This window comes from Rhizobium terrae (assembly GCF_003425685.1).
GTDB lineage: Bacteria > Pseudomonadota > Alphaproteobacteria > Rhizobiales > Rhizobiaceae > Neorhizobium > Neorhizobium terrae.
The window spans coordinates 184,322-200,438 of the sequence record NZ_QJKM01000010.1 but is presented as its reverse complement, the minus strand read 5'-3'; the positions used below and the strand labels follow the sequence as shown (position 1 = coordinate 200,438).

The 16,117-nt window shown below is 61.8% G+C and carries 15 protein-coding genes; 4 read left to right on the top strand and 11 right to left on the bottom strand.

The features are described from left to right. Window positions 1–10 precede the first annotated feature (10 nt). Window positions 11–1,393: a L,D-transpeptidase family protein gene (locus DMO26_RS20105; protein WP_117193947.1), complete on the bottom strand. Its 1,383-nt coding sequence runs from the start codon at window positions 1,391–1,393 to the stop codon at window positions 11–13. Between the two features lie 98 nt (window positions 1,394–1,491). Then, the gene (locus DMO26_RS20100; protein ID WP_117193946.1) at window positions 1,492–2,784 is read right to left on the bottom strand and encodes a DNA polymerase IV; all 1,293 of its coding nucleotides are present in this window, start codon (window positions 2,782–2,784) and stop codon (window positions 1,492–1,494) included. 73 nt (window positions 2,785–2,857) lie between these two features. On the opposite strand from DMO26_RS20100, the gene DMO26_RS20095 reads away from it, so the two are divergent. Further along, complete coding sequence (locus DMO26_RS20095; protein ID WP_117193945.1) at window positions 2,858–3,436, top strand: GNAT family N-acetyltransferase; 579 nt, start codon at window positions 2,858–2,860, stop codon at window positions 3,434–3,436. A gap of 2 nt (window positions 3,437–3,438) precedes the next feature. Here DMO26_RS20095 and DMO26_RS20090 read toward each other — a convergent pair whose 3' ends face one another. Both DMO26_RS20090 and DMO26_RS20085 read right to left on the bottom strand, forming a co-directional pair. After that, window positions 3,439–4,089 (bottom strand): hypothetical protein, encoded by a 651-nt coding sequence (locus DMO26_RS20090; RefSeq protein ID WP_117193944.1) that lies wholly within the window; start codon window positions 4,087–4,089, stop codon window positions 3,439–3,441. A gap of 1 nt (window position 4,090) precedes the next feature. After that, on the bottom strand, window positions 4,091–4,402 hold the full coding sequence (locus DMO26_RS20085) for a DUF3572 domain-containing protein (protein ID WP_117193943.1): 312 nt from the start codon (window positions 4,400–4,402) through the stop codon (window positions 4,091–4,093). 129 nt (window positions 4,403–4,531) lie between these two features. On the opposite strand from DMO26_RS20085, the gene DMO26_RS20080 reads away from it, so the two are divergent. Further along, on the top strand, window positions 4,532–4,903 hold the full coding sequence (locus DMO26_RS20080; RefSeq protein ID WP_085423079.1) for a response regulator: 372 nt from the start codon (window positions 4,532–4,534) through the stop codon (window positions 4,901–4,903). 16 nt (window positions 4,904–4,919) lie between these two features. Further along, complete coding sequence (locus DMO26_RS20075) at window positions 4,920–6,290, top strand: PleD family two-component system response regulator (RefSeq protein WP_117193942.1); 1,371 nt, start codon at window positions 4,920–4,922, stop codon at window positions 6,288–6,290. Window positions 6,291–7,072: 782 nt separating this feature from the next. Here DMO26_RS20075 and rpmG read toward each other — a convergent pair. The 6 genes from rpmG to topA all read right to left on the bottom strand — a co-directional run bounded on the left by rpmG (window position 7,073) and on the right by topA (window position 14,738). Further along, window positions 7,073–7,240 (bottom strand): 50S ribosomal protein L33, encoded by a 168-nt coding sequence (gene rpmG, locus DMO26_RS20065; protein ID WP_003547442.1) that lies wholly within the window; start codon window positions 7,238–7,240, stop codon window positions 7,073–7,075. Window positions 7,241–7,330: 90 nt separating this feature from the next. Beyond that, on the bottom strand, window positions 7,331–8,515 hold the full coding sequence (locus DMO26_RS20060; RefSeq protein WP_117193940.1) for an MFS transporter: 1,185 nt from the start codon (window positions 8,513–8,515) through the stop codon (window positions 7,331–7,333). A 10-nt stretch (window positions 8,516–8,525) separates the two neighbouring features. After that, a complete protein-coding gene (locus DMO26_RS20055; protein WP_226951366.1) occupies window positions 8,526–9,179 on the bottom strand; it encodes an NUDIX hydrolase in 654 nt (217 codons plus the stop codon). Window positions 9,180–9,211: 32 nt separating this feature from the next. Next, window positions 9,212–9,673, bottom strand: a complete 462-nt coding sequence (locus DMO26_RS20050; protein ID WP_117193938.1) for a DUF983 domain-containing protein — start codon at window positions 9,671–9,673, stop codon at window positions 9,212–9,214. A gap of 2 nt (window positions 9,674–9,675) precedes the next feature. Further along, window positions 9,676–12,063, bottom strand: coding sequence for a ribonuclease R (rnr, locus tag DMO26_RS20045; protein WP_117193937.1), 2,388 nt, complete (start codon window positions 12,061–12,063; stop codon window positions 9,676–9,678). Continuing rightward, window positions 12,060–14,738 (bottom strand): type I DNA topoisomerase, encoded by a 2,679-nt coding sequence (topA, locus tag DMO26_RS20040; protein ID WP_117193936.1) that lies wholly within the window; start codon window positions 14,736–14,738, stop codon window positions 12,060–12,062. The genes rnr and topA overlap by 4 nt, the downstream gene beginning before the upstream one ends. Before the next feature lie 263 nt (window positions 14,739–15,001). Between topA and DMO26_RS20035 the strand changes: the two genes are divergently transcribed. Continuing rightward, entirely contained in the window at window positions 15,002–15,190 is a 189-nt protein-coding gene (locus DMO26_RS20035; protein ID WP_226951360.1) for a hypothetical protein, read from the top strand. 239 nt (window positions 15,191–15,429) lie between these two features. On the opposite strand, the gene plsY is transcribed toward DMO26_RS20035, so the two are convergent. Then, on the bottom strand, window positions 15,430–16,047 hold the full coding sequence (gene plsY, locus DMO26_RS20030; RefSeq protein WP_117193934.1) for a glycerol-3-phosphate 1-O-acyltransferase PlsY: 618 nt from the start codon (window positions 16,045–16,047) through the stop codon (window positions 15,430–15,432). Between the last annotated feature and the right edge of the window lie 70 nt (window positions 16,048–16,117).

Here is a 16,117-nt window from a genome sequence, read left to right as displayed (position 1 = left end):
CTTGCGGGCGTCAATAGAGGCCGATCATGCCGGACTTGAGTTCGGAGCGCGTCTGGCGCACCGGGCGTGGCTTGGTGATGGTCGGCTCGGCGTCGGCCATAGCCTGGGCAACCCGGCCTTCCGGCTGCGTGATGGTGATGAAATCCGTGCCGTCGCCCGTCTCGGGGCCAAGGCCCTGGTCATTGATGGTCAGCGAACTGCCGTCGGTCAGCATCGTTTCGATCCGGTCGCGGATATCGGCGGGGATTTCGATCCGGTCGAGCGTCCGGCCGGCCGCGCCGGGGGCGCCGGCATCGTCGGCGATGGTGATGCCGAGGCGGGTCATCGTGGCATCGGAGAGCTTGTTCGGCAGCGTCAGGCTGTGCCACTCGCCGGTCTCGGCCTTGCGATCCACCTTGTCGACGGTGAAGAAATGCGTGCCGAGCGCGATTTGCGGGTCCCTGATGCCGATCGGCGCCTCGAAGAGCGGTTCGAAACTCTGCCGCACCAGGATCTGGCCCGCCGGCGGCCGCGGTTTGCCGGCGGTTTCATAAAGCGCCGTCAGGAATTCCGGCGTCAGCAGCGACCCTTTCGGGGAAAGGTTCTTCCAGCGCTTGAAACCCGCGATCGCGCTGCGGGTCATCGGCCCCGCAAAACCATCCGAGCCGCCGGTCTCGAAACCGAGTTCCTGCAGGATCGTCTGGGCGTCCATCAGGGTCTCTCGGTCCCCGCGGCGGGTGATGAGGATGCGCAACGGTGCGGCATCGATATTCGCCTCAGCCGGTGTGGCTTCGTTCGCCGCGGCCGGTGGCGTGACGATGGGATGCGCGGCGGCCGGATTGCCCGGAACGACGTTCATCGCCACTTCGACCGGTTTAACCGGCCCCTTGATCGACGAGGTCCGCAGTTCGACATCGGGGAAAAGTGGGCCGTTCGGCAGCGGCTTGCGCGGCTGGAAGAGGTTGGCATTGTCGATCCTTTGCGGCGCCACCGGCGCCTCGGTGATGATCACATGCGCGCCGCGCTCGGTCATCTGATAGAGCGATTTTGCAAAAGCGCCGGGCATGCGGATGCAGCCGTGCGAGGCCGGATAGTTCGGGACGACGCCTTCGTGAAGCGCGATGCCGGACCAGGTGAGCCGCTGCATCCAGGGCATGGGCGCATTCGAATAGAGGTTCGATTCGTGATATTTCTCTTTTTGAAGGATCGAGAAGATGCCGCTCGGCGTCGTATGGCCGGCCTTGCCGGTCGAAACCTTCGTCGTCGTCACGACCGTCTCGCCGTCATAGACGACCATCGACTGCTTGTCCTTGGAAACGACGATCTGGAGCGTATGGCCGCCTTCGGCAAATGCTCCGTGCGACAGCATGGTCGCAGACAACAAACCCAATCCGAACATCAGGGGACGCAACATACACAGACCTCATACGCAATACACGAGGCGCATATTAGGGGATTAGGTTTAAGGAAGATTTTCGCCGGCAAGAAGGATGGTTAAAAACGGATCACATTTCATTGATCCCGCCGGCGGTCCCCGAACGTATATCCGGTTTCGACCGCCGCCTTGCCGAACTTGTCCCTGAGCTTGTCCATGGCCGCCTCCGCCGCCGCCCGCCGGCCCGCCTGGCGGTCGACGAGGTCCGGCGGATCGGCAAGCGTCGGGTCGCTCAGGTCGGTCACGCCGATGCCGAGCAGACGAAACTTGGTGCCGTCGGTTTCCCGCTCCATCAACGAAAGCCCGGTGCGAAAAATCCGGTCGGCGAGCTGCGTCGGGTCTTCCAGCCTTTTGTTGCGGGTCCGGCTCTTGAAGTCGGCGGTCTTCATTTTCAGCACCACCGTATGTCCGGCGATGGCGTGTTTCTTCAGCCTTGCCGAGACTTTTTCGGAAAGCCTGCGCAGGATCGGCACGAGGTCGTCGTAACGGGAAATATCGTCGAAAAACGTGGTTTCAGCCGAAACGCTCTTGGCGGCCTCGTTTGGATGCACGTCGCGATCGTCGATGCCGCGGGAAAGCCGGTAGAGCCGCTGGCCCATCGTGCCGTAGCGGCGCATCAGATCGCCTTCCTCCATCGTCTGCAACTGGCCGATCGTCCGGATGCCGTCGGCCTCCAGCGTGGCGTTGAAGGCCTTGCCGACGCCCCAGATGGTGGTGACGGGCCGCGCCGCGAGGAATTCCAGGGCTTCCTCGCGGCCGATGACGGAAAAGCCGCGAGGCTTCTGCAGGTCGGAGGCGACCTTGGCGAGGAATTTGCAATAGGAAAGACCGACCGAGATGGTGATGCCGAGTTCGTCGTGAACACGTTTTGCGAGCCGGGCCAGGGTACGGGCAGGCGGATCGTGATGCAGCCGCTGCGTGCCGGCGAGCTCCAGGAACGCCTCGTCGATCGATAGAGGCTGCACCAGAGGCGTCAGATCCATCATCATCTGTCGCACCTGCCGGCCGACGGCGACGTATTTCTCCATATTGGGCCGGATGACGACGGCGTCCGGGCAGAGTTCGAGCGCCTTGAACATCGGCATTGCGGAGCGCACGCCGTTGATGCGGGCAATGTAGCAGGCAGTCGACACGACGCCGCGCTTTCCCCCGCCGATGATCACCGGCCTGTCGGCGAGCTCGGGATTGTCGCGTTTTTCGATCGTCGCGTAGAACGCGTCGCAATCGATGTGGGCGAGCGTCAGGTCATAGAGTTCGCGGTGATAAACGAGGCGGGGGCTGCCGCATCCACGGCACCGGCGTGTTTCGGCCTTCTGCTCGGCAAGGCAGTCGCGACAGAAGCCGGGTGTCTTGTCGGATACGGAGGTCATCGCCCGGAACAAAGATTGAACATCGGAACAATAGGCCTTAAACTTGTGACTCTCAAGAGAGAAGCGAGCCGGTATGGAAGTCTTCACAGCCTATCCGCTGACGCCCGACAGATGGGACGATTTTAAAACCCTGTTCGGCCCGAGCGGCGCCTGTTACGGCTGCTGGTGTACCTATTTCCGCATGCCGGCGGCGGAGCGCAAGGTTTTGGATGGCGAGGCAAAAAAGGCGTTCATCCACCGGCGCATCGAGGCGGGGCCGCCGCCCGGCGTGCTCGGTTATCTCGATGGGCGGCCCATCGCATGGGTGCAGGTGGGGCCTCGCTCGGATGTGCCGCAATGGAATTCGCCGCGTACCGTCTCGCGGCCGCTCGATCCCGCCGATGCGGAAGATCCCTCGGTGTGGGCCGTAAGCTGCTTTTTCATCGGCGCCCGCCATCGGGGAAAGGGCGCCAGCCACGATATTCTCGGCGCCGCGGTCCGTTTCGCCCGCGAGGGCGGGGCACGTGTTCTGGAAGGCTGTCCCATGGAACGGGCCAAGCAATCCAAGTCGCTCGGCCTCTATGTCGGATCGCTCCGGATTTTCGAAGCCGCAGGCTTCAAGGAAGTGGCGCGCCGCAAGGATGGACGGCCGCTCATGCGGCTGGAACTCTGATGTCAGGCCGCCCGGCGCTGGATATGGGCCCGGATCAGTTCGGCCGCATGCTCCCAGTCCGTTGCCCGGACGATGTCGTCGGCCGGTTTGGGAGCAAGGACATGCAGCGGCGAGGCCGGCATCATGTGGAGAAGCAGCGTATCGGGAAGGTGATCCCTTACCGAATGCAAATTGTGCGCCATATCGTCGATGAACACGGAAGGAAGCCCGCGCCCGGCGTGCAGCCGCTTCATGATCGGCCCCTTGGACTCTTCGCTGGCGATCAGCGGGAAGAGAAGGCCGAACCGGTCGAGAAGCCGGCGGCGATGCTCCCGGTAGCGCGGCGGCATCGCCGTCAGGAAAACGACGTCCGCTTCGGTCGAAAGTGCCTCGAGCGTATGGCCGACGAGATCGAAGGGATGCTGCCAGCTTTCCTGGGCTTCGAAAAAAGCCTCGATCAGTCGCCGGACATCGCCATGTTCGAGCGCGATCTGGGTGTCGGTGGAGACGATATTGCCGGTGAGCCGGAAGGAGCGCGGCAGCAGTTCATGGCCTTCGCCGCGCAGGAAATCCTGGAAAGGTGCCACGAAATGCAGCACCACATCGTCCACATCGCAGACGACGAGCGGCCGATCGCTGAGACGGATATGCGAGATATCGAGGATTTCGGTCATTTCAGTACTCGCCTGGACCAGGCCCTGGGCCCGAATAATGGTTCCATGCGGCGGCCACGGTCTCGGGATTCGTGCCGGTCGCCTCGCAGAAGGCGAGCAATGTCGGCTCGTGTCCCATCAGGAAGTCGATCATGCCGGCGAGAAAGCCCGGATCGTTTATCGCCTGGCGCAATTGGTACGGCTGAACGCCGGAAAGCGCCAGAAAACGGCCGAGCATTTCCGGTTCATTGGCGAGCCAGCCTAAAATGGCGCCCGCCGTCTCTTCCGCCTCGGCTGTATTGTTGCTGGTATTTCCAGTCGTATGCCGCTTCACTCGTCAAGTTACCTCTTTTTCAACTAAATGGCCTTACCGTGCCTCAAAAGAGCTCTGTGGAATCGACCGTCCGGCGAGCTTATATACTGAGAGCACGCTTGCAAGGCGGGATTTAAGGAACGCATCGCCATGCCCAAACGGGTGATGATCGTCGAGGACAACGAGCTCAACATGAAGCTCTTCCGAGATCTGATCGAAGCATCGGGATATGACACGATCCAGACCCGCAACGGCATGGAGGCGCTCGATCTCGCGCGCAAGCATCGTCCCGACCTCATCCTGATGGACATCCAGCTTCCGGAAGTTTCCGGCCTGGAGGTCACCAAATGGCTGAAGGAAGACGACGAGCTGCACATTATTCCGGTGATCGCGGTAACCGCCTTCGCCATGAAGGGCGACGAGGAACGCATCCGTCAAGGCGGCTGCGAGGCCTATGTCTCGAAGCCGATCTCGGTGCCGAAATTCATCGAGACCATCAAGACCTATCTGGGCGACGCATGAGATCGGAACGGACGTCATGACGGCGCGCATCCTGGTAGTCGACGATATTCCGGCAAACGTGAAGCTGCTCGAGGCGAGGCTTCTTGCCGAATATTTCGATGTCCTGACCGCCGATGACGGCTACAAGGCTCTGGCGATCTGCGACAGCACGCATGTGGACCTCATCCTCCTCGACATCATGATGCCGGGCATCGACGGATTCGAGGTTTGCGAGCGGCTGAAGGCCAATCCGCGCACCGCTCATATCCCGGTGGTCATGGTGACGGCGCTCGACCAGCCTTCCGATCGCGTGCGGGGACTGAAGGCCGGTGCCGACGATTTTCTCACCAAGCCGGTCAACGATCTGCAGCTCGTCTCGCGGGTGAAGAGCCTGGTACGGCTGAAGACGCTGAGCGACGAACTTCGCATCCGTGCCCATACGGCGAACAATATCGCGCTCGAAGATATGCTGAAGGGCGCCGACGGTCGCGACGAGATGGCCCAGGTCCTGCTCGTGGATGGACGGGCGAGTTCCCAGGAGCGGATCGTCAAGGCGCTGAAGCCGGTGGCCGGTGTGATCGCCATGTCCGACCCCCAGGCGGCTCTTTTCGAGGCGGCCGAAAATCCGATCGATCTGGTGATCGTCAACGCCAATTTCGACGATTACGATCCCTTGCGCCTCTGCTCGCAGCTCCGCTCCCTGGAGCGAACCCGCTTCCTGCCCCTGCTTCTCGTCACCGAACTCGGTGCCGACGACATGATCGTCCGGGCGCTCGATCTCGGAGTGAATGACTATATCGTCCGGCCGATCGACCCGAACGAGCTCGTCGCGCGCGTGCTGACCCAGATCAAGCGCAAACGCTACAACGACCGCCTGCGGACGAGCGTCCGCCAGACGATCGAACTCGCGGTGACCGACGGACTGACGGGTCTCAACAACCGCCGTTACCTCGACAACCATCTGAAGGTTCTGTTCAATCGTGCGGCGGCGCGGGGCAGGGCGCTTTCGGTGTGCATCACCGATATCGACCGCTTCAAGTCGGTCAACGACACCTATGGGCACGACGCGGGCGACGAAGTGCTGAGGGAATTCGCCGGCCGGATCCGCTCGACAGTGAGGGGAGCCGATCTCGCCTGCCGTTACGGCGGCGAGGAGTTCGTGGTCGTCATGCCGGATACGGACGCCGCTGCTGCCGCTGCCATCGCCGAGCGTCTGCGCAGTATCGTCGAAAGCCATCCCTTCGCGCTGAAGACGGCGGGAGTAATGCTCAACATCACCGCATCGCTTGGCATCGCCTGCAACACCCATGGCGCGGAGACCCCGGAGCAGCTTTTGAAGCAGGCCGACCGCGCGCTTTACGAAGCGAAGAACAGCGGGCGAAATCGCGTTGTTGCAGCCGCTGCATAAGAGAATCATTTAATTCTAAAATAAGAGCTTTAACCTGCTCTTCGCGCCCAAACCGGTGTGGAAAACGCCTCCTGATCGATCATTAATGAGCATCGATAACGATTTTTTGCGGGTGCGAATTGATGGAAGAACTTTCATGAACACCAGTCAGAAAATCTGACGGCGGCAGGGGAATGAAAGTGAATTTGAATGTATCGGTGGTCCATCTTGACCTTCCGCTCCAGAATAAATTTGCCATTCTGCATCAAGATTTTTGGCGCGACGCAAGGGGTGCGTAAATACCGTTCGGAATATTCTTGACGTAGGGCATATGTTTCTAGAAGTGCGCTTGAAGGAAAGAATACAAGTTCCTCAGATAGACTATTGACTTATATCAAAGATCGGATGCTGATCGCCGATTTTGGCCATGAATTTTAACCAACAACCCAAACAGATCAGGGGTGGAATTAAGAATCTGTTGATTTTCTTTTCGTTTTGCGCAACTTTGACCTCAACGAAAACAAGGCTCCCCAACGGGACGCAGATACCCCATGATGCTCAGGTCCGCCGCATCTCCTGGGTCGTGGGGTCGGTCGACTGGCAGGCATACCAAAAACGGTTCCTCGTGCCGTGATTGCAGGCTGGTCGACCCCCATTTGAAACGCCGCTTCCGGTTTCGGAGGCGGCGTTTTCCGTTTCTACGGCCAGACCATCATCCCAGATCACACGAAACCTGAAAAGACGCAAAAGAAAAGGCGCCTGACCTTGAGGCCGGCGCCTTCGGGCATTCCAGAGATCAAGAGTTACTTGATCTTGGTTTCCTTGAACTCGACATGCTTCTTGGCAACCGGGTCGTACTTGGTCTTCGTCATCTTGTCCGTCATGGTACGGCTGTTCTTCGTCGTGACGTAGAAGAAACCGGTGTCAGCCGTCGACAGCAGCTTAATCTTGATGGTCGTAGCTTTCGCCATGGTGTTCTGCCTCTAAGAAAAATGAAGCCGCGGGCGCGTGTGAGGCCCACGGCAAAATCTGGCGCGAAATTACAAATCGCGTCCGAAAAGTCAACCTCGTTTTGAGCGGAAAATGACCCGGCAAACGGAAACTGCGACGTAAAAGCCGAAGAAACCGGCCAAAGCCCAGGCAAAGCCGTCATTGCCGGCGACATCCATGGCGGCGCCGATCCCTTGCGGGCCGGCAACCGTGCCGACCGCGTAACAGAAGATGAAGGCGGCATTGGCGGCGGCGAGATCGGGGCCGCTTAGCCGCGCGCCGAGATGCGCAAGGCCGACCGTATAGAGGCCGGAAACGCAACCGCCCCAGAAGAACAGAATCACCGCCATCAGGATCCAGTGCTCGATCAGGAAGGGTAGGGCGAGCGAGCCGAGGACGCCGAGGACGGCCATGATCGCCAGGAGAGGCCTGCGGTCTCTCAGCCTGTCGGAATAAAGCCCGAGCGGGATCTGGAAGGCCATGTTACCGGCGCCCATCACGGTCAGCAGCAACGCGGCTTGAGCCTCGGTCAACTGTTCGCGCAGCGCGTAGATCGGGAACAGCGAAAGGCCGCCGGCCGACACCGCGCCGAAGGCAAAGACTGCGGCGGTTGCCGTCGGGACGAGGAAGATATAGTGGAAAAAGTGCCGTTCGGGTTTGGTATCGAGGACGGGGCTTTCACGGCGGGCGATAAAGATCGGGATGACCGCCAGCATGATGATGATCGCACCGACGAGAAACGGCATGATGCCATCGCTGCCGAGCGCCGAGAAGAGCAGCGGACCGATGGCAAAGCCGATCGCCAGCACGGTGGCGTAGATCCCGAGGACCAGGCCGCGGCGGCGGGGCGGTGCGGCCTCGTTGATCCAGAACTCCGAGAGGATGAAGAGCGTCGTCGTGGCGCCGTGGAAGGTGAAGCGCAGCGGAAACCACATCCAGAAGGCGTCCGCGTAAAAGAAGCCGATGGCGCTAAGTGCTGCGACTACAACCGCGACCATCATCGTCTTCGCCACGCCGTAGTCATGCGCGAATTTGGTGGTGATGGGAGCGGCGGCCATCGAGGCGATGCCGGCCATCGCCGCGTTGAGGCCGATCAGGGTCGATGCGATGCCGCGCTTCTCGAGGATGATGGAGAGAAGCGGCAGGCCGAGTCCGATAGCGATGCCGACCGCGCTAATGGCGGAGATGGCGGCGATCAGCGACGGCCAATGAATTTCTTCGACATGGCCGTTTTCGTCGGTCGTCGGCAGGGGCATTCACCATTCCTTACAGTCGGCTGCGGACGAAATGTCCACGTCGCATGAAATAGAAGTTGACCGGGCTTCCAAAGGGTAAAGACGGATCGGCGGCCATGAGGTTCCTCACATCCTCCAATACCGTCTTCGTGATGGCCGGGAGTTTCAGACCGGAAAGCGCCGCAATGTCAAGCCAGCCCACGTCCTGAAGTTCAGTAGAATCGCATAAATGGTTTACGTCGAAGCCCGTTTCGTCGAGAAATGCCAGGAAGAAGCGGGTATCGTAGCGGCGGACATTGCCGGGCGGGGTGATGGCGCGGGCGACATAACGCAGGCGCGAGAGATCGGCTGCGGCTGCCGGCGCCCCGAGCCCCGTCTCCTCGCGCAGTTCCCGAAGTGCTGCGAGCGCCAGCGCGCGGGCACGCGCCAGGCTCATGCGGCCCGGCGCGGCGGCCAGCAGCTTTTCGAAGACGAGCGGATTAAGATCGCCGGAGAACGGCAGCGCATGGTCGCGGGCATCGCGCCGGCCGCCCGGGAATACGTAGACATCCGGCATGAAGACATGGCCGCTGCCGCGCCGGCCCATCAGAACCCGAGGCGTCGGCGCCGAACGGTCGATCAGGATCAGCGATGCGGCATCCTTGGGTTTCACGCCGGCGATACGGGCATGTTTGAGCGCGTCCATTGCGGACGGAGCATGTTCCTCATTCGAGGAGATCATGCGACAGGTCCGTCCTTGCGCGCAGGATGGCCCGGATCGATCGTTTCGTCGTCATGGCCGCCGAAGCCATGCATACGATAGACCCATTGCAGCCCGATGACGCCGCCCTTGATCGGCTGGATGGTGAGAAGGGCAGCAAGCACCGCGAGCGGCACCCAGATCGCCAGATGGATCCAGGGGGAGACGCGAAACACCATGTCGGTCAGCATGTAGCCGGTCATCAGCACATGGCCGACGACGACGATGACCAGATAGGCGGGAAGATCGTCGGCCCGCTGATGGGACATGTCCTCGCCGCAGACCGCGCAGGCATCGACCGGCTTCAAGAAGGCCCGGAACAGGCGGCCCTCGCCGCAATTCGGGCAGCGGCAGGCGAGGCCGCGCCTGATCGAGCGTCCAAGAGGCCGCTCCGCCTCTCGTGCGCCTCCGTATCGAACCGTCTGTTCGCTCTCTCGCATTCCTATCTCCTTCGGCCGCGCGGCGGCCGCGTGCCGGGTGTCGGCCTGCCGCGCCGTCCCGACTTGTGGCCCGACTTGTGGCCCGACTTGTGGAACGAGCGGGTCGCGGTCGGCAGTTTCTTGCCTTGGCTCAGCATCTCGAACTGCAGCGCACCGGCAAGCGGGATCGCCTGCTTCAGCCGCACATCGACCGTATCGCCGAGCTGATAGCCCAGACCCGTCTTCTCTCCGGACAACGCCTGATGCGCCTCGTCAAAGATGAAGTAGTCGTTGCCAAGGGTGGATATAGGGATGAAACCGTCCGCGCCATAGGTCGGCAGCGAGACAAATAGTCCCGCCTTGGTGACGCCGGAGACGCGGCCTTCGAATTCCTCGCCGATCCGCTCCGAAAGATGATGGGCGATCAGCCGGTTGATCGTGTCGCGCTCGGCCGCCATGGCACGCCGCTCGAAGGTCGAGATTTCGGCGGCGATATCGTCGAGCTGCGCTTCCTCGTCCGGCGTGATGCCGCCTTCACCGAGCCCCAGCGAGCCCACCAGAGCACGATGCACGATAAGGTCGGCATAACGGCGGATCGGCGAGGTGAAATGCGCGTATTTCATCAGGTTGAGGCCGAAATGGCCGATGTTTTCCGGGCTGTAGATCGCCTGGCTCTGGGAGCGCAGCACCATCTCGTTGACCATGACCTGATGCGGCGTTCCTTCAGCCTTCGACAGGATGCCGTTGAAGGAATTGGATCGCATCTGGCCGCCCTTGGCCATCGAAATGCCGAGCGTCGCGAGAAACTCGCGCAGCGTTTCCTGCTTGGCGAGCGAGGGCGTGTCATGGATGCGGTAGATCAGCGCCTGGCGTTTCTTCTCCAGCGTCTCGGCGGCGGCGACGTTCGCCTGGATCATCATCTCTTCGATGAGCTTGTGGGCATCGAGCCGTTCCGGCACGAACACCCGGTCCACCGTGCCGTCGGATTTCAGCACGATCTTGCGCTCGGGCATGTCGAGTTCGAGCGGCTGGCGGCGGTCGCGTCCGCGCTTCAGCACGCCATAGGCATGCCACAGAGGCTTGAGGATCGGATCGGTGAGCGGCCCGGTCTTCTCGTCCGGCTTGCCGTCGATCGCCGCCTGCGCCTGTTGGTACGAAAGTTTCGCCGCACTCTTCATCATGATGCGATGGAAGGTGTGGCCCGCCTTGCGGCCTTCCTTCGAGAATGTCATGCGCACGGCGAGCGCCGGCCGGTCCTCGCCTTCGCGCAGCGAGCAGAGGTCGTTGGAAATGCGCTCCGGCAGCATGGGCACGACGCGGTCCGGGAAATAGACCGAGTTGCCGCGTTTCAGCGCCTCGCGGTCGAGCGCCATGCCGGGGCGGATATACCAGGAGACATCGGCGATCGCGACGGTGACGATCACCCCGTCCGGATTGTCGGGCGAGGGATCGGGCTCGGCATAGACCGCGTCGTCATGGTCCTTGGCGTCGGCCGGGTCGATGGTGATCAGCGGCACGTCACGCCAGTCTTCGCGTTTCGACATTGTCGCCGGCTTGGCGTCTTCCGCCTCGTCCATCACCTGTTTCGGGAAGATGTGCGGGATGCCGTGGGCGTAGATGGCGATCATCGAGATCGCCTTTTCCGAGCCGACCGAACCGACGACGGAAAGCACGCGGGCGCGCGGCAGGCCGAAACGGCCGGAACGCACGACTTCCGACTCGACGAGATCGCCGTCCTTTGCATCGCCGATATCGGCATGCTCGATGACCATTTCCTCGCCGCGCCGGTCGATCGGCAGGAGGCGAAGCTCTCCGTCGGAAAGCTTGTGGACGACGCCGAGCGAGGCGCCGCGCCTTTTGTCGATAACCTTGATGACGCGGGCCGTGTAGGCGGGACCGCTACGGTCCTTGTTGGGGAAGATCTTCGCGAGGATGCGGTCGTTGAGGCCGGCCGCCGGCGTCTTGCCCTTGCCGCGATTTTCGGACGGCTGGCGGATCAGCACGGCCGGCGCCGCGCCCTGTTCCTCCGGCCATTCCGCCGGTCGGCCGATCAGCTCGCCGTCCTTGTCGCGCATGGTGATGTCGAGCACGGTGACCGGAGGCAGGGCGCCCGGGCGCGAAAGTGATTTCCGGTCCTTCTTGAGGAGGCCTTCCTCTTCCAGCGCCCGGAGCAGGTCCTTCAGCTCGACCCGGGTGTCGCCTTTCAACCCGAAAGCCTTGGCGATCTCGCGTTTCGAGGCCCTGTCCGGGTTGTCGGAGATGAATTCCAGCAGCACCTCGCGCGGAGGCACGGCGCCCTGAATGATTGCGGGCTTTTCGCTCGCGGAGGCTATCCTGCCGCGCCCCGTTCCGTCCGCTGTCCTGTCCGGGCGTCGCCCCGAGGGTCTCGATCTGTCGCGCGGTTCTCTCACGTTCCCGTCTTCTTCGCCTTCGGAGCCGCTTTCTTGGCCGGCGCCTTGGCCTTGGTGGTGGCCTTGGCTTTCGGAGCGGCCTTCTTGGTATCGCCGTCTGCTTTGGCGGCCGCCTTCCTGGCGGGCTTGGCCTTGGCCGGCGCGACCTTGCCGCCCTTCTCGATAATGAGGGCCATCGCCTGTTCCATCGTCACCGACTGCGGATCCATGCCCTTCGGCAGCGTGGCGTTGACCTTGCCCCAGTTGACATACGGGCCGTAGCGGCCGTCCCGCACGGTGATCGAGCCGCCATCCGGATGGTCGCCGAGCTCCTTCAGCGCCGCCGGCGTGCCGCGGGTCCGCCCGCCGCCGGCCGCGACCTTGCTCTGTTTTTCCGCAAGCACGGTCACGGCGCGGTTGAGGCCGATCGAGAAAACGTCCTCGATGCTTTCGAGATTGGCATAGGTCCCGTCATGCAGCAGGAACGGCCCATAGCGGCCGAGGCCTGCGGAAATCATCTTGCCCGATTCGGGATGCTGGCCGACGTCGCGCGGCAGGTTGATCAGCGCCAGCGCCTTTTCATGATCGATATCCTCCGGCCTCCAGCCCTTGGGCAGCGACGAGCGCTTGGCTTCCTTGCCGTCGCCGCGCTGGATATAGGGCCCGAACCGGCCCGAACGCAGCGTCAGTTCCTCGCCCGTATGCGGATCGGCGCCCAGCGCCTTCGGTTCGTTGAGGCCGTTCGCCTCCGCTTCCGCACCGCCTTCGGAAGAAAGCTGGCGGGTGTAATTGCATTCCGGATAGTTCGAGCAGCCGACGAAGGCGCCGTATTTGCCGAGCTTCAGCGAAAGATTGCCGGTACCGCAGACCTGGCAGATGCGCGGATCGCTACCGTCTTCCCGCTTCGGGAAGACCAGCGGCGCAAGCGTTTCGTTCAGCGCATCGAGCACGTTGGTGACGCGCAGTTCCTTGGTGTCTTCGATCTGGCTGAAGAAATCCTGCCAGAATTCCCGCAGCACCTGCTTCCAGTCGAGTTCGCCGGCGGAAATCTTGTCGAGCTTTTCTTCCAGATCGGCGGTGAAGTCGTATTCCACGTATTTGGTGAAGAAGCTTTCGAGGAAGGCCGTCACCAGCCGCCCCTTGGAATGCGGGATCAGCTTGCGCTTGTCCACCGTAATATATTCACGGTCGGACAGTGTCTTCAACGTTGCGGCATAGGTAGAGGGGCGGCCGATGCCGAGTTCTTCCATCTTCTTGATCAGCGAGGCTTCCGAATAACGCGGCGGCGGCTCGGTGAAGTGCTGGCTGGCATTCACCTTGCGCTTGTCGAGCTTTTCTCGCGCGTTGATTTCCGGGAGGCGGCCGTCCTCTTCGTCATCCTCCGATTTGTCGGCATCCTCGCGGCTGTCCATATAGGCGCCGAGGAAGCCGTCGAAGCGGATGACCGAGCCGACGGCCCTCAAGCCCGCCTTCTGGCCGCTGTTGTCGGCGAGGATTTCGACCGTGGTGCGCTCGATTTCGGCGGACGCCATCTGGCTGGCGATGCCGCGCTTCCAGATCAGCTCGTAGAGACGGGCCTGATCGGCGTCGAGGAAACGCTTCACCTTGTCCGGCGAGCGGTTGAAATCGGTCGGGCGGATCGCCTCGTGCGCTTCCTGGGCATTTTTCGCCTTGGTGGAATAAAAGCGCGGCTTTTCCGGCAGGTAGCGGTCGCCGAACTGGTCAGCGATGGCGTGCCGCGCCGCATCGATCGCTTCCGGCGCCATCTGCACGCCGTCCGTACGCATATAGGTGATCAGACCGAGGGTTTCGCCGCCGATATCGACGCCTTCATAAAGTTTCTGGGCCACCTGCATGGTGCGGGACGCGTTGAAACCGAGATTGGAGGATGCAGCCTGCTGCAACGTGGAGGTGGTGAAGGGCGGGCCGGGATTGCGCTTGACCGGTTTCGCCTCGACGGTATCGACCGTATAGGCCGCGCCGTCGAGCAGCGCCTTCAACCGGTTGGCATCCTCTGCGTTCTTGATCGCACGGCCCTGCAGCCGCTTGCCGTCGGCGGATACGAGCTTTGCCTCGAACTCGTCGCCGCGCGGGGTGCGAAGCAGGGCGGAAAGGTTCCAGTACTCCTCCGAAACGAAACGCTCGATCTCCGATTCGCGATCGCAAACGAGACGCAGCGCCACCGACTGCACGCGGCCGGCCGATCGGGCGCCGGGCAACTTGCGCCACAAGACGGGCGAGAGATTGAAGCCGACCAGATAGTCGAGTGCGCGGCGGGCCAGATAGGCATCCACCAGCGGCACGTCGATATCGCGGGGGGCGGCCATCGCGTCGAGCACGGCTTTCTTGGTGATCGCGTTGAAGACGACACGTTTGACCGGCTTGTCGCCCAGCACGCGCTTCTTCTTCAACAGATCGAGCACGTGCCAGGAAATGGCCTCGCCTTCGCGATCCGGGTCGGTCGCGAGGAAAAGGCCGTCCGAGCCTTTGACTGCGTCGGCTATGTCTTTCATGCGCTTCTGGGACGCGGCATCGACCTCCCAGGACATTTCGAAATCCTGGTCGGGAAGCACCGAACCATCCTTGGCCGGAAGATCGCGCACGTGGCCGAAAGAGGCGAGAACCTTATAGCCGGAGCCGAGATACTTATTGATGGTCTTGGCTTTAGCGGGAGATTCTACGACGACAACATTCATTTTGCTTCTCTGCAATAGAGGCTTGGCCCGGAACCTTTTAGGTCCAGGCGGAATTCTTGACCTCCCGACATGGAGGGCCTTTGCCTCGCGGTCAAGAGGCCGCCATTAAATTCTGGAGTACAACGAAGCGCAACCGAAGGGGGATCTGCAATTTGTTGCAATCTTAAATAAATGCGATAAGGTCCTCGTATAGATGAAGGTGGATTTATTTGGGTTGGCCAAACGGATCTTTTACAGGGTGACCGATGATCCTCGAGAGCGAAATGAACAGCCGACGCGAATCCGATGCGAGGGAGAATATCGCCTATATCAGGCAGATGCTGGGAGAGCTTCGGCAGGTCGCATTGGGGGAGGGCGCGGACATGCTCTGTTATCTCATCGAAATGGCTTATGTGGAAGCCGGTGACGTTCAGGCCGGCAGGCGCCCACGCTCAGTTTTCCATCGCGATTGAGACGAGGCCGCCAGCATGCCGCCGCAGTTGCCTCGGCGGCATCGAGGTCCAGGAGGACGAGATAGACAGACGAGGCCGGTAAGCCGGTGTACTGAAGATATCATCCACCTCAACTGGTGTGCGCTATCGGCGATCCCAACCGACGGACGGGTTGCTGCAGAAAGGTCTCTCTTACCGCAAAAAGGAAGTAGTGCCGGCGGCCTCTAGTTCCTGTCCGCCTTGCGTTGCCGTCCATCTGCTCATCCCTTCTGGCCGATCCTGCCTTCGGTGCCGGCGATCAGCCGTTTGATATTGGCCTCGTGCTTCCACCAGGAGATCGCGGTCATGATGGCCATGACCAGCGCGATCTTCGGTTCTCCTGAGAACCACAGCACAACCGGAATGACAAGCGTTGCAACCAGGGCCGAGAGGGAGGAGTATTTGCTGATCTTGGCGACCGAGAGCCAGATTGCCGCAAATACCAGCACCATCCACGGCGCAACGCCGAGCAGCGTACCGATATAGGTGGCCACGCCCTTGCCGCCCTTGAAGCCGAGCCAGACGGGGAAGAGATGGCCCATGAAGGCCGCGAAACCGGCGATCAGGCCCGCTTCCTTGCCGAAGAAATACCAGCCGACCAGGGCGGCGGCGGTCGCTTTCAGCGCGTCGAGCAGCAGCGTCGCGGCGGCGAGTTTCTTGTTGCCGGTCCTGAGAACGTTGGTCGCGCCGATATTGCCGGAACCGATCGAGCGGATGTCGCCGAGCCCGGCGGCGCGCGTCAGGATCAGGCCGAAGGGAATGGAGCCGAGCAGATAGCCCAGGATCAAGGCAGCTGCGGCGATCGGCAGGGTGATCTGCCAGTTGAAAAGGTCTGCCATCCGTTTGCCCCTTTACGTCCTGAAACCCTTGTGGCCCAAATCCCATGGGGCCGAAAGCCCCTCATCCGCC

Bases quoted from the DNA above. Each gene is read 5' to 3' on its own strand.
- DMO26_RS20105 (WP_117193947.1), bottom strand. From the start codon at position 1,393: ATGTTGCGTCCCCTGATGTTCGGATTGGGTTTGTTGTCTGCGACCATG.
- DMO26_RS20100 (WP_117193946.1), bottom strand. From the start codon at position 2,784: ATGACCTCCGTATCCGACAAGACACCCGGCTTCTGTCGCGACTGCCTT.
- DMO26_RS20095 (WP_117193945.1), top strand. From the start codon at position 2,858: ATGGAAGTCTTCACAGCCTATCCGCTGACGCCCGACAGATGGGACGAT.
- DMO26_RS20090 (WP_117193944.1), bottom strand. From the start codon at position 4,089: ATGACCGAAATCCTCGATATCTCGCATATCCGTCTCAGCGATCGGCCG.
- DMO26_RS20080 (WP_085423079.1), top strand. From the start codon at position 4,532: ATGCCCAAACGGGTGATGATCGTCGAGGACAACGAGCTCAACATGAAG.
- DMO26_RS20075 (WP_117193942.1), top strand. From the start codon at position 4,920: ATGACGGCGCGCATCCTGGTAGTCGACGATATTCCGGCAAACGTGAAG.
- rpmG (WP_003547442.1), bottom strand. From the start codon at position 7,240: ATGGCGAAAGCTACGACCATCAAGATTAAGCTGCTGTCGACGGCTGAC.
- DMO26_RS20060 (WP_117193940.1), bottom strand. From the start codon at position 8,515: ATGCCCCTGCCGACGACCGACGAAAACGGCCATGTCGAAGAAATTCAT.
- DMO26_RS20055 (WP_226951366.1), bottom strand. From the start codon at position 9,179: ATGGACGCGCTCAAACATGCCCGTATCGCCGGCGTGAAACCCAAGGAT.
- DMO26_RS20050 (WP_117193938.1), bottom strand. From the start codon at position 9,673: ATGCGAGAGAGCGAACAGACGGTTCGATACGGAGGCGCACGAGAGGCG.
- topA (WP_117193936.1), bottom strand. From the start codon at position 14,738: ATGAATGTTGTCGTCGTAGAATCTCCCGCTAAAGCCAAGACCATCAAT.
- DMO26_RS20035 (WP_226951360.1), top strand. From the start codon at position 15,002: ATGAACAGCCGACGCGAATCCGATGCGAGGGAGAATATCGCCTATATC.
- plsY (WP_117193934.1), bottom strand. From the start codon at position 16,047: ATGGCAGACCTTTTCAACTGGCAGATCACCCTGCCGATCGCCGCAGCT.